Raw genomic sequence first — 21606 nt, 5'->3', positions numbered from 1 at the left:
GGAGAATCAGGCGATTCGGGTGGTGGTGACGCCAAGGGCGGGGAGGACCACGGCGTCGATGTACGAGGTGAGGAAGGCCCGGGTGGGCGGCTGGTCGTCGAGCAGGGCCCGGGTGGCGAAGCCGCCGACCATCATGTGCAGCAGGAAGTCGATCGCCGGGCAGTCCGCGCGGACCTCGCCCCGGTCGATCGCCCGCTGGAGGACCTGCCGGAACCCGCCCATCTCGGGGTCGACGAGCTGCTCCCGGAAGGCCTGGCGCAGATCGTCGTTGTGGTGCATCGCCATGGCGACGCCCCGCATGAGCGCGGAGTTCCGCTCCATGGTGCAGTCGTCCTCCAGCGCCACGAGGGCGTGCAGGTCACCGCGGAGGGAACCGGTGTCGATGTCCTCCGGATGGCCCCGCTTGCTGTGCCGCAGCGCCATCACCACCAGCTGGGCCTTGCCGCCCCACTGGCGGTAGAGCGTGGCCTTGCTGGACCGGGTGCGGGCGGCCACGGCGTCCATGGTGAGGGCGTCGTAGCCGACCTCTCCGAGCAGGTCGAGCACGGCCTCGTACAGCTCGGCCTCGCGCTCGGGCGTGATCCGGCTGCGACGCCCCGGTGCGAGCACCGGCTCCGCGGGGGCGGCTGACGCCGCGCCCTTGGATGCGGCTTCGGTCATGCCCGTCACCTTCCCGCTCCAGAGCCTTCGTCTTCGTACATCCATGAAGATACCCCGAGGACATGCGAAACGAAACGGTTTCGTACGTGCCTTGGGTCACGAAGATGAAGAGCCCATAAGTTGCTGCGGCCCTTCGAGCGGAAAAGCATGGGGAGGTGAGCTATCTGCGCCTTCCCCACCTCAGCGACGACCTGCTCTGCTTCGTGGCCGAGGACGACCTCTGGCTGGCCCCGCTCGACGCCCCGGGCCGCGCCTGGCGGCTCACCGCGGACCGCACCAAGGCCGGCCACCCCCGCTTCTCGCCCGACGGCCGCCGGATCGCGTACACGACCTGGCGCAGCCTCGCCCCCGAGATCCATCTGGTCGACGTCGACGGCGGTCCCGCACGTCAGCTGACGTACTGGGGCAGCGCCGACACGCAGGTGTGCGGCTGGACACCCCCCGACGGGGACGGCCACGCGGACATCCTGGCCGTCGCCTCCCACGGCCAGCCCTTCTCGCACTTCTCCTGGGCCTACAAGGTCCCCGCCGACGGCGACCCGGGCGGGCGGCTGCCCTGGGGCCCGGTCGCCGACATCCAGGTCGCCGAGATCGCCGGCGAGCGCAAGACCCTGCTGCTCACCGGCACCCCGCCGCACGAGCCCGCCGCCTGGAAGCGGTACCGCGGCGGCGCCATGGGCCGGCTGTGGCTGCACGGACAGCGGCTTCTGCCGGACATCGAGGGCCATCTGTCCTGCCCCATGTTCGTCGCCGGCCGGATCGCCTTCCTCTCCGACCACGAAGGCGTCGGCAACCTCTACTCCTGCGCCTACGACGGCACCGACCTGCGCCGCCACACCGACCACGACGCCTTCTACGCCCGGAACGCCGCCGGCGACGGCACCAGGGTGGTCTACCAGTGCGGGGGCGACCTGTGGCTGGTGGACGACTTCTCCCCGGGCGGTGTACCGCGCCGGCTCGACATCCGGCTCGCCGGACCGCGCACCGGCCGCCGCCCCTACCAGGTGCCGGCCGCGCAGAACGTCGACGGCATCTCCGTGGACGAGACCGGCCGGGCCAGCGCGGTCGTCGTCCGCGGCAGCCTGTACTGGCTCACCCACCGCGACGGTCCCGCCCGTACGATCACCGACACGCCCGGCGTCCGGGTACGGCTGCCGGAGATGCTGGGCAGCACCGGCCAGCTCGCCTACGTCACCGATGCCGAGGGCGCGGACGCCGTCGAGATCGCCCATCTGCCCCGCGCGACCGGCGACCGCGCGCCCCGCCGGGTGGCCTCCGGCGAACTGGGCCGGGTCCTGGAGATGGTCTCCGACCCGCTGGGCGAACGCCTGGCCGTGGCCTCGCACGACGGGCGCTTGCTGCTGATCGATGTGACGGAGGAGGAGGGAGCGGCGGAAGGAGAGGCGGAGGCCGGAGAGACCGGGGAGACGGCCCGGCCGGCAGCCGGTGCCGCCGAGGGGACCGGCGCGGATGCGGCCGCCGGGGAACCGGGTGCCGCCGGCTCGCACGGCGGCGTGACCGAGCTGATCCGGTCCGTCAACGGCCCGGTCCGCGACCTCGCCTTCTCCCCCGACGGCTCGTGGCTCACCTGGTCGCACCCCGGCATCGGCCGCACCCTGCGCCAGATCAAGCTGGCCCGGATCAAGGACCGGCTGATCGTGGACGTGACGAACGGCCGCTTCGAGGACGAGAACCCGGTCTTCACCCGCGACGGCCGCTACCTCGCCTTCCTCTCCTGGCGCGGCTTCGACCCGGTGTACGACGTGCACACCGGCGATCTGTCCTTCCCGCTCGGCTGCCGCCCCTACCTCGTCCCGCTCTCCTCGGCGACCCCCTCCCCCTTCGCCCTCAGCCCCGAGGGACGCCCGGCCGCGGGCGGCCTCGACCCGCTGGAGGAAGAGGAGACCGGCGAGGCCGGCACGGTGACGGTCGAGGTGGAGGGGCTGGCGAACCGGGTCACGCCGTTCCCGGTCATCGCCTCCAAGTACTCCGCGCTGTACCCGGTCGCGGGCGGCGGCCTGGTCTGGCTGCGCTGGCCGATCTCCGGCGCGCTCGGCGAGACCTTCGTCAATCCGGCCGACACCAGCGGACGCCCGACCCTGGAGTACTTCAACATCACCAAGGCGAAGAAGTCCGAACTGGTCGACCATCTCGACTGGTTCGCGGTGAGCGGCGACGGCACCCGGCTGGTCGTCGTGGACGAGGGCGACCTGCGCGCGGTCCCCTCCACGGAGATCGGCGACAGCGACTCGACCGTCTGGATCGACCTGCGCCGCATCCTGCACAAGGCCGACCCGCCCGCCGAGTGGCGCCAGGCGTACGACGAGGCCGGGCGCCTGATCCGCGCCCACTTCTGGGACCCGGGCATGTGCGGCATCGACTGGGACGCGGTGCTCGACCAGTACCGTCCCCTGGTCGAACGCATCGCCTCCCCCGACGAGTTCGCCGACCTGCTGCGCGAGGTCCTCGGCGAACTCGGCACCTCCCACGCCTACGTCACCGCCGCCCGCCGCAACGAGGGCCCGCCCCACTACCAGCGCTGGCAGGGCCTCCTCGGCGCCAACTTCGTGCGGCGCGACGGCCGCTGGATGGTCAAGCGCATCCTGCCCGGCGACTCCTCCGACTCCAAGGCCCGCTCCCCGCTGGCCGGCACGGGCATCCGCGAGGGCGCCGTGCTGACCCATGTCGACGGCCGCCCGGTCGACCCGGTGGCCGGCCCCTATCCGCTGCTCGCCGGCTCGGGCGGTACGACGGTGGAGCTGACGTTCCTCCCGGCGGAGGGCGATGCCGGGCACGCCCGACGGGTCGCCGTCGTCCCGCTCATCGACGAACGGCCGCTGCGCTACCAGGACTGGGTGGCCAAACGCCGGGAGGTCGTACGGGAGCTGAGCGGCGGCAAGTGCGGCTATCTGCACATCCCCGACATGGGCGGCTCCGGCTGGGCCCAGTTCAACCGCGACCTGCGCATGGAGGTGTCCCGGCCCGCGCTGATCGTGGACGTGCGCGGCAACGCGGGCGGGCACATCAGCGAACTCGTCATCGAGAAACTGACCCGGACGATCCTGGGCTGGGACCTGACCCGGGACGCGCAACCGGTGTCGTACACCTCGAACGCGCCGCGGGGCCCGGTGGTCGCCCTGGCCGACGAGGCGACGTCCTCGGACGGCGACATGATCACCGCGGCCTTCAAGCTGCTGAAACTCGGTCCGGTCGTCGGCCAGCGCACCTGGGGCGGGGTCGTCGGCATGACCGGACGGCACCGCCTGGGCGACGGCACGATCATCACCGTCCCGATGAACGCGGCCTGGTTCGACGCCTACGGCTGGTCCGTCGAGAACCACGGCGTCGCCCCCGACCTGGAGATCCAGCGCACTCCCCTGGACTGGGCGGAGGGCCGCCACGCCCAACTGGCCGACGCGGTCGAGCTGGCCCTGGAACTCCTGGAGTCCAACCCCGCGGCGGTACCCCCGAACTGCACCGACATCCCGAACAGGTCCCGCCCGAAGCTGCCACCGAGGGCGACGCCATGACGAGGGACGCGCATCGTCAGGGGCACGGGGACCTGCGCGGGCAACCACCGCGCACCCGCACCCGCACCCGCACCCGCACCCGACAATCCGCCTGAACCACCCCGGCGAACAACGCGGGGCGCCCTCCTGGAAGAAGGGCGCCCCACGCCGAGATCAGCCAAGGCCGAGCGCAGTGGCTAGGCGTCGTAGTCCCGGTCGAACCGGTCCTCCACCTGCTGCTCCGTGTCCTCGATGTCACGGAAGTTCTGGCTGCCGCCCCGCTCGGACTGCTGCTGGCCCTGGCGGTTCTGCTGACCCTGGCGGCTCTGCTGACCCTGGCGGCTCTGCTGACCGCGCTGGCCGGCCTTCTCGCGGGCCTGGTCCATCTTCTCCTTGGCCTGGTTCTGCACCTGGCTCGACTTGTCCTTCATACCCATATGGGTTCACTCCCGTAGTGAGTGGGGGATTGGCCCCTCGGTGGGGCCTCGACCAGATTCACACGGGCGAACACGGAGTGCATGTCGATCAGTTACGGTGCGTGACCCGGGCCGCCTCGTCGGCCGCCCCACCTGCGCCGACGAGTCCGGACCGCATTCCCTTCAGGCGCGGCGCGAACCGCTTCATCTCGCGCTGCCCGACCGTCCCGATGAGCGCCGGCAGATAGCCGCGCACGCCCTGCATGCCGCGCAGCCACCACTGCCCGTACACGTGCGCCGAGCGCCGTTCGATCCCCGCGACGAGCCGGTCCACCGCGGGGCCCAGGGGGTACGTCTTGTTCGACGGCCACGGCAGCCGCTGCCGCAGCTCGCGCATGACGTCGTCCTGGTCGGCGCCGCGCACCATGTCGGTGTCGGTCCAGGACAGGTACCCGACGCCGACCCGCACGCCCTGGTAGCCGACCTCGGCACGCAGGCTGTGCGCGTACGCCTCCACGCCCGACTTGGACGCGCAGTACGCCGTCATCATCGGCGCCGGAGTGATCGCGGCGAGCGAGGCGATCTGGAGCAGATAGCCCCGGCTCTCGACCAGCACCGGCAGGAACGCGCGCGCGGTCACCGCCGAACCGATCAGGTTCACCTCGATCACCCGCCGCCACGCCTGCGGATCGGAGTCGGCGAACGGACCGCCCGTCGCCACACCGGCGTTGGCGACCACGATGTCGACCTTCCCGAACCGCGCCTTCACCTCCTGCGCGACCCGGCTCATGGCCTCGTGGTCGGTGACGTCGGCGTACCAGTGGGCGCTGTCGCTGTGCAGCCGCCCGGAGACCTCCTTGAGCGCCTCCTCCTCCAGTCCGACCAGCGCGACCTTCGCCCCGCGTGCGGACAGCTTGCGCGCCAGCAGTTCGCCGACGCCGCGCGCCGCTCCCGTGACGACGGCGACCTGCCCCTCCAGGCTGACCCTGCTCATGCGCCCTCCTTGATCTGCGCGGGGGTGGAACGGTGCTCGTGCGCGTCCCCGGGGCCGGTCCCCGTGACGTACGTGGTGACAAGCTCCCGGATCCTGGCGGTCACCAGCTCGGGAGCCTCGATCGGGGTCATGTGGCCGATGCCGGGCAGTTCGGTGAGGCCGACGCAGTGCGGCAGCGCGGCGACCAGCGCCTGGGCGTGCACGGGGGGCGTGAGCCGGTCGGACGCGCCGTGCAGCACGGCGGTGGGTGCGTGCAACTCCCGTACGCCGTGGTCGAGATCGAGCGCCGCGAGTACGGCCGACCACGCGTGGCGTACGGCGCGCGGACAAGCGTGCACGATCCGCGCGCACGCCTCCACCCGGTGCGGGGCGGAACCGGCGCCCATGGTGGCGTACTTGAGGATGCGTGTGGCGACCGGGGTGACCGGTCCGAGAGGAGCGCGCGAGCCGAGGATGCGCCCGGTGATCCAGGTGCGCACGCGCCCGGCACGCCACGGCAGCACACGCGCCTCGGCGACCAGCCGCGAACTGCCCGTGCTGCACAGCAGGACGGCGGCGGCGTGTTCCCGGAACCGGGGACGCCCGGCCGCGGCCATGACCGTCATGCCGCCCATGGAGTGGCCGGCGATCAGTGCCTTCTCCCCGCGCGTGAGCGTCTCCGCGAGCACCGCTTCGAGATCGTCCGCCAGCGCGTGGGTGGTGCACGCGGGGCTCGCCGGACTGCGCCCGTGCCCCCTCTGGTCGTAGGCGATCACCCGGTGATCGGCGGCGAGCTCGCGGATCTGGGCCGCCCAGAACGCCGTGGAACAGGTCCAGCCGTGGGAGAGGACGACGGGGGGTGCGTCCTCGCGGCCATGCACCTCGACGTGCAACCGCGCGCCGTCGGCGGAGACGACGGTGAGGGTGCGGGACGGGACGGGCGGGGCGTACGGACCGGAGGTGACGGCCGTGACGGAAGAGCGGCGGCTCATGCGGTGGCCTCGCTCGGCTTCCGGACCGCCGCGTCCTGCTGGACCGCACCGCCCCGCTGGACCGCCGCGTCCTGCTCCCCCGCCGGCGCCCGGATGACCTCGTACTCGGCCAGGTCCACCCGCCGGGTCGCGCGCCGGAACTCGGTCGTGGTGCCGGGCCAGATGGTGGTGTTGCGGCCGTTCGCGTCCAGGTACCAGCTCGTGCAGCCGCCGGTGTTCCACACGGTCCGCTTCATGCGCTCCTGGACCCTGCGGTTCCAGGTGTCGACGGCGGCGGGCCGGGCGACGAGGGCGGCCCGCCCGCCGAGGACGTCGAGCTGGCGCAGGTAGTCGGCCATGTAGTCCAGCTGGGACTCGATCATGAGGATCATGGAGGAGTTGCCGAGGCCGGTGTTGGGCCCGATGATCGTCATCCAGTTCGGGAACCCGGCCGCCGAGGCACCGCGCAGCGCCTGCATGCCGCTCTTCCAGGACTCCGCGAGCGTGATGCCCTCCGCGCCGACCACGCGCTCGGCGATGGGCATGTCCGTGACGTGGAAGCCGGTACCGAAGATGATCGCGTCGACCTCGGCCTCGGCGCCGCCGGCCGCGACGACCGTCGATCCGCGTACCTCGCCGAGCCCGCTCGCCACGACGTCCACGTTGGGCCGGGCCAGCGCCGGGTAGTACGTGCTGGACAGCAGGATCCGCTTGCAGCCGATGCGGTAGTCCGGGGTGAGCTTGGCGCGCAGGGCGGGGTCCTTGATGGAGCGGGCCATGTTGCGCTTGGCGAGCCGCTCGACCAGACCGAGTTCGTCCGGGCGCTTGGTGAACGCCTGCACCTGAAGCTCCCGGATGCCCCACAGCAGGCCGCGCCGGGCCTGGGCGGTGACGGGCAGCCTCCGGTGCAGCCACCGTTCGGCGCCGCTGATGGCGCGGTCGACGCGGGGCATCACCCACGGCGGGGTGCGCTGGAAGAGGGTGAGCCGGCCGACCTGCGGCTGGATGGCGGGCACGATCTGGACGGCCGAGGCGCCGGTGCCGACCATGGCGACCCGCTTGCCGCGCAGATCGTAGTCGTGGTCCCAGCGGGCGGAGTGGAACACCTTGCCCGGGAAGGACGCGAGGCCCGGGATCTCGGGGATCTTCGGGTCGGACAGCGGCCCGGTGGCGGAGACGACGACGTCGGCCGAGAGCGTGCCGCGCGTGGTCTCGATGTTCCACCGCAGGTTGGCGTTGTCCCAGGTCATCAGCTTGACCTCGGAGTCGAAGCGGATGTGCGGGCGCAGTCCGAACAGGTCGGTGACGTGCTCCAGGTAGGCGCGGATGTGCCGCTGCCCGGAGAAGGTGCGCGGCCACTCGGGGTTGGGCGCGAAGGAGAAGGAGTAGAGGTGCGAGGGCACGTCACAGGCGCACCCGGGGTAACTGTTGTCCCGCCAGGTGCCACCGACGCTGTCGGCCCGCTCCAGGACGACGAAGTCCGTGATCCCCTCGCGGCGCAGCCGCACGGCGGCCCCCAGCCCGCCGAACCCGGACCCGATCACCGCCACCCGTACATGCTCGTGCTCGGCCATCCCGAAGCCTCCACGCATCACCTAGGAACTCTGCCAGTGAACACTGGCGCAATGGGAGCGTAGAGCAGCTCGCTACCGAGCGGTAGGGGGCGGAGGAGGGAAAGTTACCGGCGGTACACCATAGGCTTCGGGCGTGGCAGAGGACGCAGAACACCCCGGAGCCAGGCGCGAGTACCGCATGGAGGAACTGGCCCGGCTGGCCGGCATCACCGTGCGCACCCTGCGCTTCTACCGCGAGCGGGGGCTGCTCCCGCCACCCCGCCGCGAGGGCCGTATCGCCTGGTACGACGACCACCACCTGGCCCGGCTGCGCACCATCGCGGCCCTGCTGGAGCGCGGCCACACGCTGAACGGCATCGCGGAACTCGCGGAGGCCCTCGACCAGGGCCGGAACGTCGCCGATCTGCTCGGCGTCGGCACCCCCTCCGAGGAGGAGCCGGTCCGCCTCACCCCCGAGGAGCTCGCCGCCCGCTTCGAGGGCGAGGTCACTCCGGAGAACCTCGCCGCCGCCATGGAACTGGGCTACCTCGGCACCGACGGCGACGAGATCGTCCACATCAGCCGGCGCCTGCTGGACGTCTCCTCCGCGCTGGTCCGTGAGGGCATCCCGCTCGCCGAGGTCCTCAAGGCCGCCGCCCGCGTCCGCGAACACGCCGACGCCCTGGCCGAACTCTTCGCCGACGTGATCCTGCGCCACGCCCCCGAGGAGGACCTTCAGCGCCTGCGCCCGCTGGCCCGCAGCGTGGTGGAGGCGGAACTCTCGCTGGCCCTGGACCGCCGGCTGAACAAGCGGGACCAGCCGGCCAAGCGGGGCTAGAGGTCGTAGACGACCGTGACCGGCGCGTGGTCCGACCAGCGCTCGGCGTGCGTGGCCGCGCGCTCCACGAAGCCCTTGACCGCCTTGCCGGCGAGGCCGGGGGTGGCGACGTGGTAGTCGATGCGCCAGCCGGAGTCGTTGTCGAAGGCCCGCCCCCGGTACGACCACCAGGTGTACGGACCCTCGGCGTCCGGCTGCAGGGCGCGGACGACGTCGACGTACCCGCCCTCCTCGGCCGCGAACACCCGGCCGAGCCAGTCCCGTTCCTCGGGCAGGAAGCCGGAGTTCTTGGTGTTGCCGCGCCAGTTCTTGAGGTCGGCCTGCCGGTGGGCGATGTTCCAGTCGCCGCAGACCAGGACCTCCCGCCCGTCGGCGGCTGCCCGCTCCCGCAACTCCTTCAGATGGGCGAGGAACTCGCCCATGAAGCGGACCTTCTCGTCCTGCCGTTCGGTGCCGACCTCGCCGGAGGGCAGATAGAGGGAGGCGACGGTGACGCCGGGCAGCTCGGCCTCGACATAGCGCCCGCTGCCGTCGAACTCGGCCGAGCCGAAGCCGACCCGGACCCGGTCGGGCTCGCGCCGGGTGTAGAGGGAGACGCCCGCGCGGCCCTTGGCGGCGGCCGGGGCGTGCACCACGTGCCAGCCGTCCGGCTGCCGGACCTCCTCGGGCAGCTGGTGCGGCTCGGCGCGCACCTCCTGAAGGCAGACGACCTCCGCCTCGGTCGCGGCGAGCCACTCCACGAAGCCCTTCTTCGCGGCGGCCCGCAGTCCGTTCACGTTCACCGAGGTCACAGTCAGCACCAGGGCACGATACCGGCACACTGGTCGGGGTCCGCAAAATCCAGGACCCCGCCGACTGCATAGAAGTACGATGCCTAGCATGATTATACGCCGTGTTCGTTTCGATCACCCCGACGCCGTGAAGCTCAACGACGAGGTCCAGGCCGAGTACCACCTGCGCTACGGCGACGGTGGCGACGCCACGGTCCTGGACGCCGCCGACTTCCTCCCGCCCCGGGGCGTGTATCTGATCGCGTACGACGAGCACGACCGCCCGGTGGCCACCGGCGGCTGGCGCAGCCAGGACGAGAACGGCGAGGGTCACGAGGACGGGGACGCCGAACTCAAGCGGATGTTCGTCGTCGCGGAGATGCGCGGCCGGGGTCTGGCGCGCCGCATGCTCGCAGCCCTGGAGGAGGACGCCCGCACGGCCGGGCGGATCCGCATGGTCCTGGAGACGGGCACCAAACAGCCGGAGGCCATCGCCCTGTACACCTCCAGCGGCTACACGCCGTGCACGAAGTTCGGCTTCTATCGCGACTACGAGGACAGCCGCTGCTTCGCCAAGCGGCTCTGAACATCCCCCGGCACAGGCACCGTGCAGGCCACGACCTCCGCCTGCACGGTGTGATCTGCGCCACCTGCCGGGCGGGGCGAGCCCGGACACCGCCGACAGGCTTCCCCGGAAACGACGAAGATCCCGACCGATCGTGATGATCGGCGGGATCTTCGCTCACCGCTCCCGAGCTGACTCGGGGACAGTCGTGCGTGGACCTGAGGGGATTTGAACCCCTGGCCCCCTCGATGCGAACGAGGTGCGCTACCGGACTGCGCCACAGGCCCTTGCAACGAGTGAAACTTTAGCATCCCGATCGGGGTGCTTGGAAATCCGCTCCCTGACTGGTCAGGGCGGGGGTTGCCGGAGCGGGCACGGGCGGGGGGTCACTCGTTGGCCGCGCGCGGGCGGTCGCCGTCCTCGTACTGGTCGAAGAGGGGCGTGCGTCCGCGTTCCCGGGCCCGGCGCGCCGAGGCCGCGTTGGGGGCGCCCCCGCGGGAGCGCATACGCGCGCGGGGCAGCGCGCCGCCGCGGCCGTCCGCCGGCTTGTCCCCGGACGCGGTCTCCGGCTCGCCGGCCTCGGCCTCCGCCGCACGGCCCGCCTCCTGTTCCGGCACGACCGCACTGGAACGCGCCGAGCTCCACGTGTCGGGCGCTCCCAGGTCCACATCGGAGGTGGCGCGCGGTGCGACCGGCGCGGTCACGTACGTCGGCAGCGGCACCGGCACCGGGTCCCAGCTGTCCCCGTGCCCGGGACGTCGCTGCCGCTCGCGCTGCTGATCGACCCACTCGGCGTGGTCGGTCTGCTCGACGAGGGCGCGCCGGTCGGCGGCGAGCACGGAGAGGCCGGTGTCGGTCTCGGGGCCCGCACTCTCGTCCGGTTCGTCCGCGGCGGGACTCGCGTCGAGGGGCGCGCGCCGGCGCGGCTGACGCTCCCGCAGACGCTGGGCCGCGACCTCCGCCTGCCGGCGGTCCATCTGGTACGCGAAGCGGCGGCGCTCCTGCGCACGCAGGTAGGCGATGTACGCGCTGAGCAGCACGGCGGGCGCGGCGGGCGCCCACAGGAAGGCGAGTCCGCCGACGGCGGCCACGATGGCGCCGAGCGTGAAGGCCAGGAAGAGCATCACGGTGGTACGCCGGCGGCGCGCGAGCACCTTCGAACGCCGGGCGCGCGCCGCGGCCGCCTGGGCGGAGGGCTCCCGCCGCTCGACCGGCTCACGCTGCTGCGCGGGCACGGCCCCGGATCCGTGCCCCGGCGCGGAGCTCTGGTCAGGTGCCGGTTCCGCCCCGCTGGGTGCCTCGGGCCCGGTGTCCGCGTCGACCTGACGGCGGGTCGGAGGCACGGCGAAGGCCCGGACGTCCACCGTGTCGGTGACGGCGTCCGGATCGCCGGCGTCCGGCTCCCCCTCCTGGGCGGAGCGCGCCCGCAGGTCCCTGGCGTACCGTCGCTCCATGCCCGCCCGTCCGGACAGCAGCCGGATGGCTGTGCTGAAGCGTTCCGTCGGACGGGCCTCGTTCAGCTCGTCCTGCCTACGGAGCCACATCGGCACCAAGTAGGCGGCCCAGGCCCCGACGATGACTGCGTAGATGAGGCCGCTGCTGCTCACGCCTCACACGGTAGAGGGGTTTGCATGAGGCCATCCGCCAATTGGGCCGGTGTGTCGCACGATCTGGCTGATATTTCCAGCATTTTTTGCGACCGATGCGATCACTGGGCGGCCACAGCGGCGAATTTCAACGCTCCGAGACAGTCGACAGCCGATCAATTTCGAACACGTATTCCATTTACGGGCGCTCGGCGGGATTCCCCGGCGCGTTCCGCGGATTCCGCGGCGCGTCCGGTGTTCCCGGCACGTCCCCGCCACCCGCCGCCGGCTCTGCGTGCCGGGCCCCGCGAGAGCGTGCCCGCTGCCACCGCGCCAGCAAACCGTCGGGTACCTCTTCCGCGGTGAGCGCGTAGACGAGATGGTCGCGCCAGGCGCCGTCGATGTGCAGATAACGCGGCCGCAGCCCCTCCTCGCGGAATCCGAGTTTCTCCACGACCCGGCGGCTCGGCCGGTTCTCGGGGCGAATGCAGACCTCGATGCGGTGCAGGCCGACGGTACGGAAACAGTGGTCCACCGCGAGCGCCACGGCCGTCGGCATCACCCCGCGTCCGGCCACCGCCTCGTCCACCCAGTAGCCGACATGCCCCGAGCACATCGAGCCCCAGGTGATCCCGGCAACCGTCAACTGCCCGACGAGCCGCCCCTGGTACTCGATGACGAACGGCAGCATCCGGCCCGCGCCCGCCTCGGAGCGCAGATGCCGGACCATCTGGCGGTAGGTCGGCCGGTGCGCGATCGGCCCGCTCGGCGTGGGCGGCGGGATCGTCGCCTCCCAGGGGCGCAGCCAGTCGCGGTTGCGCCGGTTCACCTCGCGCCAGGCCCGCTGATCGCGCAGCTTTATGGGGCGGAGGACGACATCGCCGTCCGCCAGCACGACGGGCCAGGAAGGGCTGTTCAGCTCGCACCCCCACTGCTGCCGGGTCTGGGGTGGTCACCGCCGCGGATCTGGTCGACCGCGTGGATCAGCAGCGGCTCCAGCACGGCGAGGCCGTCCCGCACGCCGCCGGTCGACCCGGGCAGATTGACGATCAGCGTCCGCCCGGCCACTCCCGCCAGGCCTCTGGACAGCGCGGCGGTCGGCACCTTGTCGCGTCCGTACGCGCGGATGGCCTCCGCGACACCCGGCACCTCGTAGTCGATCACCGCGCGGGTCGCCTCGGGGGTGCGGTCGGTGGGCGAGACACCGGTACCGCCGGTGGTGACGACGGCGTCGTATCCGGACGCGACGCCCGCGCGCAGGGCCGCTTCCACGGGAGCGCCGTCGGGGACGACCCGGGGGCCGTCGACCTCGAAACCGAAGCTCCTGAGGCCGTCGGCGACCAGCGGGCCGCCCTTGTCCGCGTAGACACCGGCGGCGGCCCGGTTGGAAGCGGTGATCACCAGAGCGCGGTAGCTCATGCCCGGCTCCAGTCGCCCGACTTGCCGCCCGTCTTCTCCTCCACCCGTACGTCCGTGATGACGGCCCCCTTGTCGACCGCCTTGACCATGTCGATCACGGTGAGCGCGGCGACCGTCACCGCGGTGAGGGCCTCCATCTCGACACCCGTGCGGTCCGTCGTCTTCACGGTGGCCCGGATCTCCACGGCGTCGTCCGCGACCGACAGATCCAGTTTCACACCGGACACCGACAACGGGTGACACAGCGGGATCAGATCCGGGGTCCGCTTGGCGCCCATGATCCCGGCGATCCGGGCCGTGGCGAGGGCGTCCCCCTTGGGCACCCCCTCACCGCGCAGCAGCTCGACCACGCGCGGTGACACGAGGACGCGGCCGCTGGCGCGGGCGGTGCGCGCGGTCACGTCCTTCCCGGACACGTCGACCATGCGGGCCGCACCCGCCTCGTCGATGTGTGTCAGACGGTCCTGCACAGGGCGTCCGGGGGTCTCCCCCCGGGAAGGCACAGTCATGGTGTGGCGCTCCCGGTCCGGGCCCGGCGCGGTGCGGAGCGCGGGCTTGCTGTGCGCGACACGGTACCGCCAACCAGGAGGGCTCAGGCGAGCAGGACCACCTCGACCTCGCTGCCGGGCTCCACGGACTCCGCGTCCTCCGGGACGACGATCAGCGCGTCGGCCTGCGCCAGCGCCGCGACCAGGTGGGAGCCCGCACCGCCCACGGCGGTGACCTCCCCGTCGGCGTACGTCCCGCGCAGGAACTGCCGGCGTCCCTTGGGCGAGCGGAGCGCCGCGTCCGCCTTGAGGGCGGCCCGCACGCGGGGCCGGTGGAGGTCGGTGAGGCCCATCAGGGCGCGGATGGCGGGGCGGACGAACAGCTCGAAGGAGACGTACGACGACACCGGGTTGCCGGGCAGGGCCAGCAGCGGTGTGTGGTCGGGGCCGATGGAACCGAACCCCTGGGGCTTGCCGGGCTGCATGGCCAGCTTGCGGAACTCGACGCCGCTGCCCGGCTCGTCCGCGTCGCCGACGTACGACAGCGCCTCCTTGACGACGTCGTACGCCCCGACGCTCACTCCGCCGGTGGTCACCAGCAGGTCCGCGCGGATGAGCTGGTCCTCGATGGTGGAGCGCAGTGTCTCGGCGTCGTCGGCGACGGCGCCCACCCGGTAGGCGATGGCGCCCGCGTCCCGCGCGGCGGCGGTGAGGGCGAAGCTGTTGGAGTCGTAGATCTGGCCGGTGGCCAGTTCCTCGCCGGGCTGGACGAGTTCGCTGCCGGTGGACAGCACGACCACGCGCGGGCGCGGGCGCACCCGTACCGTGCCGCGGCCGATCGCGGCGAGCAGCGCGATCTGCGGCGGGCCGAGGACCTTCCCGGCCTCCAGGGCGAGGTCTCCGGCCTTCACGTCGCTGCCCCTGGCCCGCACGTGCGCGCGTGCCTCGGCCGGGCGGTACACGTGCACGTGCCCCTCGGCGCCCTCGGGAGCCAGGCTGCGCGCCCGCATGCCGCTCACCGGGCCCTCGCCGAGCCCTCCGTCGGTCCACTCGACGGGGACGACGGCCTCGGCGCCGGGGGGCAGCGGCGCCCCGGTCATGATGCGGGCGGCCTGTCCGGGGCCGACCCGCACCGGATCGGCCGCGCCCGCCGCGACGTCCCCGACGACCTCGAGGGCCGCGGGGAACTCCTCGCTCGCGCCCGCGACGTCCGCGACCCGTACCGCGTACCCGTCCATCGAGCTGTTGTCGAACGGCGGCAGGGACACCGGCACCGTGACGTCCTCGACCAGGACGCAGCCCTGGGCGTCGAGCAGCTGAAGCTCGATGGGTTCGAGGGGGCGGACGGTCGAGAGGATGTCCTCCAGATGCTCGTCCACCGACCACAGGTCGTCCGGGCCGGCGGGACGGGGCGCGGCGCTGCTCAAGATTGCTGCATCTCCTCGGCTACGTAACTGCGAAGCCAGGTCCGGAACTCCGGGCCCAGGTCTTCACGTTCGCATGCGAGTCTGACAATGGCACGCAGATAGTCGCCACGGTCCCCGGTGTCGTAGCGGCGGCCCTGGAAGACGACGCCGTGCACGGGGCCGCCGACCTTCTCGTCCTGGGCGAGCTGCTGGAGGGCGTCGGTGAGCTGGATCTCGCCGCCGCGACCCGGCTCGGTCTTGCGCAGTATGTCGAAGATGTGCGGGTCGAGGACGTAGCGGCCGATGATCGCGTAGTTGGACGGGGCGTCCGCCGGGTCCGGCTTCTCGACCAGTCCGGTCACCTTCACGACATCGCCCTCGGCGGTGGCCTCGACGGCGGCGCAGCCGTAGAGGTGGATCTGCTCCGGCGCGACCTCCATGAGGGCGACCACGCTGCCGCCGTGCTGCTCCTGGACCTCGATCATGCGCTGCAGCAGCGGATCCCGCGGGTCGATCAGGTCGTCACCGAGGAGGACGGCGAAGGGCTCACGGCCGACGTGCGGAGCGGCGCACAGCACCGCGTGGCCGAGGCCCTTGGGGTCGCCTTGGCGCACGTAGTGCATGGTGGCCAGATCGCTGGACTCCTGCACCTTCGCGAGCCGGCCCGCGTCGCCCTTCTTCTGAAGGGCCGACTCCAGCTCGTAGTTGCGGTCGAAGTGGTCCTCGAGGGGACGCTTGTTGCGTCCGGTGATCATGAGCACGTCGTCGAGCCCCGCCGACACGGCCTCCTCGACCACGTACTGGATCGCGGGCTTGTCGACGACCGGCAGCATCTCCTTGGGAGTGGCTTTGGTGGCCGGCAGGAACCGGGTGCCGAGGCCGGCCGCGGGAATGACAGCCTTGCTGATCCTGGGGTGGGACTGAGTCATGTCCGCAACCCTATCCGGTGCCTTTGTTGGGAATCTGGGGCTCCGGTTGCTTGACCCTCATATGACCTGCATTGAGAAGGGTGCGAGAACGACCAGTGGAACACGTCGGACGTACGGGCGAGCCTGACAAGCGCATGTTGCGGCGAGAGTTCCTCGCGGTGAGGAACAGGTTGACGGCGGATGACGTCGAGGAGGCGAGCCGCGCGCTGGCGGAGCGCGCCCTGGAGTTGCCCGAGCTGGCCGTTGCGCGCACGGTGGCGGCGTACGTCTCCGTCGGGAGCGAACCCGGCACGCTCGCCCTGCTGGACGCGCTGCGCGCGCGAGGCGTACGCGTCCTGCTCCCCGCCCTCCTGCCCGACAACGATCTGGACTGGGGCGAGTACGCCGGCCCGGACTCCCTCGCCCGGGTGCAACACGGCGGAAAGATGGCGCTGTTCGAGCCCTCCGGCGCCCGCCTCGGCCCGGACGCCGTGACGGCCGCGGACGTCGTCCTGCTGCCCGGTCTCGCGGTGGACGCGCGCGGGATGCGGCTGGGCCGCGGCGGAGGGTCGTACGACCGCGTGCTGGCCCGTCTGGAACGCGCGGGCGCCCGCCCCCGGCTCGTGGTGCTGCTGTACGACACGGAGGTCGTCGCGCACGTCCCGGCGGAGGCGCACGACAAGCCGGTGCACGCGGTGGTGACGCCGTCGGGACTGCGCCGCTTCCCGAGTCCCTGACCCGGCAGCGCCCTGACGCGAAACGGCCCTCCACGCGCGCGTGGAGGGCCGTCTGCCGGGGTGTGCCGTCAGCGGGTCACGGCTTGAGGACGAGCGTGTCGCTCGTGCTCCCGTCCACCGCCTTGTCCGTGAACGACCAGGGCAGCAGCTCGCCGTCGGCCCACTTGCCGGTCTGGTCCGTGTAGTGAGCGCTGAAGGCGTGCCCGGAGGCACCCGACAGGTTGATCCACCGGGACTTGTCGAGGTCGGCGAGGTTGACGACCATCCGCATGGACGGCACCCAGACGACGTTGTAGCCGCCCGCGGCGTTCCAGCCGGACGCGTTCACCGCGGCCTCGCCGCCGCTGAGCTTCCAGGGGCCGCGGTTGAGGATGTACTGGAGAGCCTTGGGCCCCTCGGTGCCGAGCGTCTGGTTCTTCAGGAACAGCCGGTGCAGACGGCCCCAGCTCCAGGTGTCGATGTCCTTGCCGAGCTTGGCGGTCAGCTCCCAGCGGGCGTCGATCATGGCCCGGGCGAAGAGCTCGTCGCGGTTCTCGGCGCCGGGCCGGGTGCCCGACTTGGGCGTCTTCCACCAGTCGCTGTCCGGCTTCTCCATCAGGGTGCGCACGACCTCGAACCAGCGGTCGCCGCCGTCCGGCTGCGCCTGCTCGGCATCGCGCTGACCGCACTCGCGCACCTTGGTGTCGTCGTCCACCGGGCCGGTGCTGTCGATCTTGTCGACCCACAGGCACTGCCCCTTGACGCGCAGCTCCTTGGGGAGCTTGTTGCCGAACGCGAGCTTGAGGATGTTGCGCCAGACGGCGTTGAAGTACGCGGCCGCGGCGGAGTCGGCCTCCTGGGTGTAGTCCCAGCCCTCCAGCAGCTTCTGCGCCTCGCGTACCTCCGGGTCGTCGAGGTTGATCTTCAGCAGCTTGGGCACCAGAAGCTTGGCGATCTCGCTGCTGTTGTCCAGCTGCATCTGCCGCATGTCGTCGGTGGAGATCTTGCCGCCGTCCTTGATCTTGGACTCGATCAGGTCGGCGATGCGCTGGCTGCGGGTGCCGTAGCCCCAGTCGGTGGTGAGCGTGTACGGGTACTTGGCCGGGTCGACCGCGGCCTGGTTGGCGGTGACGATGTAGCCGCGCTCGGGGTCGTACTCGTAGGGCAGCTCATCCTGCTTGATGAAGCCCGTCCAGCGGTACTTCGACTCCCAGCCCGGCGCCGGGATGGCGCCGGCGTCCTTGGCGGAGCGCGTGGGGATCCTGCCGGGCAGCGTGTAGCCGATGTGGTTGTCCGTGCTGGCGTAGACGAGGTTCTGCGAGGGCACGTCGAACTTGGCCGCCGCCGCGCGGAAGCCGCTCCAGTCCGCCGCCTTGTCGAGGGCGAACACGGCGTCCATGGTGGTGCTTGGGTCGAGCGCGGTCCACCTCAGGGCGATGCCGTAGCCGTCTCCGCGGTCGGGTGCGGCGGTGTTCACGGCGGCCTTCTTGCCGACCTGGACGAGTTCGTCGTCACGGTCGGACAGCAGCGGCATCCCGTCCTGCGTCTGGCGGACGACGATCGTCTTGGCCGTGCCTCCGGCGACCTTGATGGTCTCCTCGCGGGTCTTGAAGGGCCGCATCTTGCCGTCGTACAGGTAGCCGTTCGCGCTGACCTTCTCCAGGTACAGGTCCGTGACGTCGACGCCGGAGTTGGTCATGCCCCAGGCGATCTTCGCGTTGTGGCCGATGATCACACCCGGCATGCCGGCGAACGTGTAGCCCGTGACGTCGTACTGGCACTTGGCGGAGACGGTCCGGCAGTGCAGGCCCATCTGGTACCACACGGACGGCAGGGACGCCGACAGGTGCGGGTCGTTGGCCAGCAGCGGCTTGCCCTTGACGGTGTACTTCCCGGCGACGACCCAGGAGTTGGAGCCGATGCCCTGGCCGTTCACGCCGACGGCCGTGGGCAGGTCGTCCAGGACCTTGTACAGGCCCCCGAGCTGGCTGGTGAGGGCCGACCCCGTCCCGGTGGAGGCGGAGGAGCCGGTCGTGCCCGTCGTGCCCTGGGAGCCGCTCGTGGCGCCGCCGGTCGTGCCCGTCGTGCCCTGGGAGCCGCTCGTGGCGCCGCCGGTCGCCCCCTGGACGGAACCAGTGGTGCCGCCCTGCCGGAACGCCTTGGTCAGCTCGTCGTACCGGCCTTCCTGCACGATCGGCTTGTGGCGGCCGGCGGGGTACTGCGGGTACAGGTCCTGGATCTGCTGCGGGCCGAGGCGGCTGGTCATCAGGGCGCGGTCGATCTCGTCCTGCATGTTGCCGCGCAGGTCCCAGGCCATCGCCTTCAGCCAGGAGACGGAGTCGACCGGGGTCCACTGCTCCGGCTTGTAGTCGTTGGTGAAGCCCAGGGCGGCGTACTCCAGGGAGATCTCCTTGCCGTCCTTGCCCTGAAGGTAGGCGTTGACTCCCTTGGCGTACGCCTGGAGGTACTTCTTCGTGGAGGCCGACAGCTTGGTGTCGTACTCCTGCTTGGCGATCCGGTCCCAGCCGAGGGTGCGCAGGAACTCGTCGTTCTCGACCTGGCCCTTGCCGAACATCTCCGACAGGCGCCCGGAGGTCATGTGCCGGCGCACGTCCATCTCGTAGAACCGGTCCTGCGCCTGGACGTAGCCCTGCGCCATGAACAGGTCCTCGTCGGACGAGGCGTAGATCTGCGGAATGCCGTAGCCGTCCCGCTTGACGTCGACCGGTCCGGAGAGGCCGTCGAGAGTGATCGAACCCGTGGTCTGCGGGAAGGAGGCGCGCACGGTGCTGATCGACCAGTACGCCCCGTAGGCGATGCCTCCGATGATGGCCAGGACCAGCACCAGCACGATCAGTCGGGCTTTGCGCCCCTTCTTCCTGCCGGACTTGCCGGGCATGGCACTCGCACCCGTGGTGGCGGTGTCACCCGTTGTGGCGGTGGTGTTGGGGGGCATCGCTGTCCTTGCTGTCCTAACGCGAGCGGCAGGTCGGGCTGTGACTTTGAATGAGCGCTGGAGCAACCATAGGCGCAGGGCCCTGTCGGGCTTGACGCGGAGTCGGGAACCAGCGCGCACGAGCGTTCGATCTTGCCTCGGCAAACGTCAAGAAAGCGTCAAGAGTTAGGTAAGGTAACGAAGTAACCGGAGATCTCGGAGGAGGGACGCCCACTGACTGTCCACCACCTCAACCAGCTCCTGCTCGTCTGCTCCGTCGTCCTGCTCGTCGCCGTCGCGGCCGTCCGGATCTCCTCGCGCAGCGGGCTCCCCAGCCTGCTCGTGTACCTGGGAATCGGCGTCCTGATGGGCCAGGACGGCATCGGCGGCATCCACTTCAACAGCGCCGAAGTGACCCAGGTCATGGGATACGCGGCCCTGGTCGTGATCCTCGCCGAGGGCGGCCTCGGCACGAAGTGGAAGGAGATCCGGCCGGCTCTGCCGTCCGCCTCCGTGCTGGCGACGGCGGGGGTCGCGGTCAGCGTGGGGGTCACGGCGGCGGGCGCGCACTACCTGGTCGGGCTGGACTGGCGGCACGCGCTCATCATCGGTGCGGTGGTGTCGTCGACGGACGCGGCGGCGGTCTTCTCGGTGCTGCGGAAAATCCCCCTCCCCGCGCGCGTGACCGGCACGCTGGAGGTGGAGTCCGGCTTCAACGACGCCCCGGTGGTCATCCTGGTCGTGGCGTTCTCCACGGCCGGCCCGGTCGAACACTGGTACGCCCTGCTGGGTGAGATCGCCCTGGAGCTGGCCATCGGCGCGGCCATGGGGATCGCGGTGGGCTGGGTCGGCTCCTGGGGACTCAAGCACGTCGCACTGCCCGCCTCCGGCCTCTACCCGATCGCCGTGATGGCCATCGCCGTCACGGCGTACGCCGCCGGCGCCCTGGGACACGGCAGCGGCTTCCTGGCCGTCTACCTGGCCTCGGTGGTGCTCGGCAACGCGAAACTCCCCCACTGGCCCGCCACGCGCGGCTTCGCCGAGGGGCTCGGCTGGATCGCCCAGATCGGCATGTTCGTCGTGCTCGGCCTGCTGGTCACCCCGCACGAGCTGGGCGACGACGTCTGGCCCGCCCTGGTCATCGGGCTGGTGCTGACCATGGTGGCCCGGCCGCTGAGCGTGGTGCTCAGCCTGGCACCGTTCCGGGTGCCGTGGCGCGAGCAGGCCCTCATGTCGTGGGCGGGGCTGCGCGGCGCCGTGCCCATCATCCTGGCGACCATCCCCATGGTGAGCGGCGTCGACGGCAACCGCCGGATCTTCAACATCGTCTTCGTCCTGGTCGTCGTCTACACCCTCGTCCAGGGGCCGACCCTGCCCTGGCTGGCCCGCACCCTGCACCTGGGCGAGCAGGGCGAGGCCTCCGACCTCGGCATCGAGTCGGCGCCCCTGGAGCGGCTGCGCGGACACCTGCTGTCCGTCTCCGTCCCCGAAGGCTCCCGGATGCACGGCGTCGAGGTCAGCGAGCTGCGGCTGCCGCCCGGTGCTGCCGTCACCCTCGTCGTACGCGAAGGAAAATCGTTCGTGCCGCTGCCGTCCACGGTGCTGCGGCGAGGCGACGAGCTGCTGGTCGTGGCCACCGATCCGGTCCGCGACGCGGCCGAACGGCGCCTGCGCGCGGTCGCCCACGGCGGCAAGCTGGCGGGCTGGCTGGGCACCGACGAGGCGGGCAACACGCGTTAAGAGGGCGTTTCGTAACGTTCACACCCCTCGAATTCCCAGGTGGCCCAGCTCACCGTGCTCGTTTTCACAGCCGTGCCGGCGATGATCCCTGTACGATTAAGGCGCACCCTGATCGAACCAACTCTGCCTGACGCAGAGCTGGCGCGACCGTAT

General features: G+C 71.5%; 18 protein-coding genes and 1 tRNA gene. 5 read left to right on the top strand and 14 right to left on the bottom strand.

From position 1 onward, the window contains the following. Positions 1 to 6 precede the first annotated feature (6 nt). Positions 7 to 660, bottom strand: a complete 654-nt coding sequence (locus ACZ7DL_RS06145; protein WP_470771762.1) for a TetR/AcrR family transcriptional regulator — start codon at positions 658 to 660, stop codon at positions 7 to 9. Positions 661 to 815: 155 nt separating this feature from the next. Here ACZ7DL_RS06145 and ACZ7DL_RS06140 point away from each other — a divergent pair, with 155 nt between their 5' ends. Continuing rightward, positions 816 to 4190, top strand: a complete 3375-nt coding sequence (locus tag ACZ7DL_RS06140; protein WP_470771760.1) for a S41 family peptidase — start codon at positions 816 to 818, stop codon at positions 4188 to 4190. A gap of 176 nt (positions 4191 to 4366) precedes the next feature. On the opposite strand, the gene ACZ7DL_RS06135 is transcribed toward ACZ7DL_RS06140, so the two are convergent. The 4 genes from ACZ7DL_RS06135 to ACZ7DL_RS06120 form a co-directional block, all read right to left on the bottom strand. Next, on the bottom strand, positions 4367 to 4600 hold the full coding sequence (locus ACZ7DL_RS06135; RefSeq protein ID WP_470771759.1) for a hypothetical protein: 234 nt from the start codon (positions 4598 to 4600) through the stop codon (positions 4367 to 4369). A 94-nt stretch (positions 4601 to 4694) separates the two neighbouring features. Further along, a complete protein-coding gene (locus ACZ7DL_RS06130; RefSeq protein ID WP_470771757.1) occupies positions 4695 to 5579 on the bottom strand; it encodes an SDR family oxidoreductase in 885 nt (294 codons plus the stop codon). Then, positions 5576 to 6550, bottom strand: coding sequence for an alpha/beta fold hydrolase (locus tag ACZ7DL_RS06125; RefSeq protein ID WP_470771756.1), 975 nt, complete (start codon positions 6548 to 6550; stop codon positions 5576 to 5578). Before ACZ7DL_RS06125 ends, ACZ7DL_RS06130 begins: the two co-directional genes overlap by 4 nt. Beyond that, positions 6547 to 8103: a flavin-containing monooxygenase gene (locus ACZ7DL_RS06120; RefSeq protein ID WP_470771754.1), complete on the bottom strand. Its 1557-nt coding sequence runs from the start codon at positions 8101 to 8103 to the stop codon at positions 6547 to 6549. The genes ACZ7DL_RS06125 and ACZ7DL_RS06120 overlap by 4 nt, the downstream gene beginning before the upstream one ends. Positions 8104 to 8281: 178 nt before the next feature. On the opposite strand from ACZ7DL_RS06120, the gene ACZ7DL_RS06115 reads away from it, so the two are divergent. Further along, positions 8282 to 8920, top strand: coding sequence for a MerR family transcriptional regulator (locus ACZ7DL_RS06115; protein ID WP_470771992.1), 639 nt, complete (start codon positions 8282 to 8284; stop codon positions 8918 to 8920). On the opposite strand, the gene ACZ7DL_RS06110 is transcribed toward ACZ7DL_RS06115, so the two are convergent. After that, a complete protein-coding gene (locus ACZ7DL_RS06110; RefSeq protein ID WP_470771753.1) occupies positions 8917 to 9720 on the bottom strand; it encodes an exodeoxyribonuclease III in 804 nt (267 codons plus the stop codon). The two genes, ACZ7DL_RS06115 and ACZ7DL_RS06110, sit on opposite strands and share 4 nt — an antisense overlap. Positions 9721 to 9799: 79 nt before the next feature. Here ACZ7DL_RS06110 and ACZ7DL_RS06105 point away from each other — a divergent pair, with 79 nt between their 5' ends. Further along, the gene (locus tag ACZ7DL_RS06105; RefSeq protein WP_470771751.1) at positions 9800 to 10276 is read left to right on the top strand and encodes a GNAT family N-acetyltransferase; all 477 of its coding nucleotides are present in this window, start codon (positions 9800 to 9802) and stop codon (positions 10274 to 10276) included. A 192-nt stretch (positions 10277 to 10468) separates the two neighbouring features. Here the strand turns inward: ACZ7DL_RS06105 and ACZ7DL_RS06100 are convergent. The 7 genes from ACZ7DL_RS06100 to galU form a co-directional block, all read right to left on the bottom strand. Continuing rightward, positions 10469 to 10542: transfer RNA gene (locus tag ACZ7DL_RS06100), tRNA-Ala, on the bottom strand. A gap of 99 nt (positions 10543 to 10641) precedes the next feature. Beyond that, a complete protein-coding gene (gene sepX, locus ACZ7DL_RS06095) occupies positions 10642 to 11862 on the bottom strand; it encodes a divisome protein SepX/GlpR (protein ID WP_470771750.1) in 1221 nt (406 codons plus the stop codon). A 178-nt stretch (positions 11863 to 12040) separates the two neighbouring features. Beyond that, the gene (locus ACZ7DL_RS06090) at positions 12041 to 12736 is read right to left on the bottom strand and encodes a GNAT family N-acetyltransferase (RefSeq protein ID WP_470771748.1); all 696 of its coding nucleotides are present in this window, start codon (positions 12734 to 12736) and stop codon (positions 12041 to 12043) included. A gap of 20 nt (positions 12737 to 12756) precedes the next feature. After that, on the bottom strand, positions 12757 to 13260 hold the full coding sequence (locus ACZ7DL_RS06085; RefSeq protein ID WP_470771746.1) for a MogA/MoaB family molybdenum cofactor biosynthesis protein: 504 nt from the start codon (positions 13258 to 13260) through the stop codon (positions 12757 to 12759). After that, positions 13257 to 13769, bottom strand: a complete 513-nt coding sequence (gene moaC / locus ACZ7DL_RS06080; protein ID WP_470771744.1) for a cyclic pyranopterin monophosphate synthase MoaC — start codon at positions 13767 to 13769, stop codon at positions 13257 to 13259. The genes ACZ7DL_RS06085 and moaC overlap by 4 nt, the downstream gene beginning before the upstream one ends. An 83-nt stretch (positions 13770 to 13852) precedes the next feature. Continuing rightward, positions 13853 to 15175, bottom strand: coding sequence for a molybdotransferase-like divisome protein Glp (gene glp, locus ACZ7DL_RS06075; protein ID WP_470771743.1), 1323 nt, complete (start codon positions 15173 to 15175; stop codon positions 13853 to 13855). Continuing rightward, entirely contained in the window at positions 15172 to 16083 is a 912-nt protein-coding gene (galU, locus tag ACZ7DL_RS06070; protein ID WP_470771742.1) for a UTP--glucose-1-phosphate uridylyltransferase GalU, read from the bottom strand. Before galU ends, glp begins: the two co-directional genes overlap by 4 nt. 134 nt (positions 16084 to 16217) lie before the next feature. Between galU and ACZ7DL_RS06065 the strand changes: the two genes are divergently transcribed. Beyond that, the gene (locus tag ACZ7DL_RS06065) at positions 16218 to 16799 is read left to right on the top strand and encodes a 5-formyltetrahydrofolate cyclo-ligase (protein ID WP_470771741.1); all 582 of its coding nucleotides are present in this window, start codon (positions 16218 to 16220) and stop codon (positions 16797 to 16799) included. Positions 16800 to 16875: 76 nt separating this feature from the next. Here the strand turns inward: ACZ7DL_RS06065 and ACZ7DL_RS06060 are convergent, their stop codons facing one another. Beyond that, entirely contained in the window at positions 16876 to 19734 is a 2859-nt protein-coding gene (locus ACZ7DL_RS06060; protein WP_470771740.1) for a penicillin acylase family protein, read from the bottom strand. A gap of 192 nt (positions 19735 to 19926) precedes the next feature. Between ACZ7DL_RS06060 and ACZ7DL_RS06055 the strand changes: the two genes are divergently transcribed. Further along, a complete protein-coding gene (locus ACZ7DL_RS06055) occupies positions 19927 to 21453 on the top strand; it encodes a potassium/proton antiporter (RefSeq protein WP_470771991.1) in 1527 nt (508 codons plus the stop codon). Positions 21454 to 21606 lie beyond the last annotated feature (153 nt).

The sequence above is a fragment of the Streptomyces sp. NPDC036984 genome (assembly GCF_055607665.1).
The sequence above is the reverse complement of the archived record's forward strand: the minus strand, read 5'-3'. Positions and strand labels throughout refer to the sequence as shown.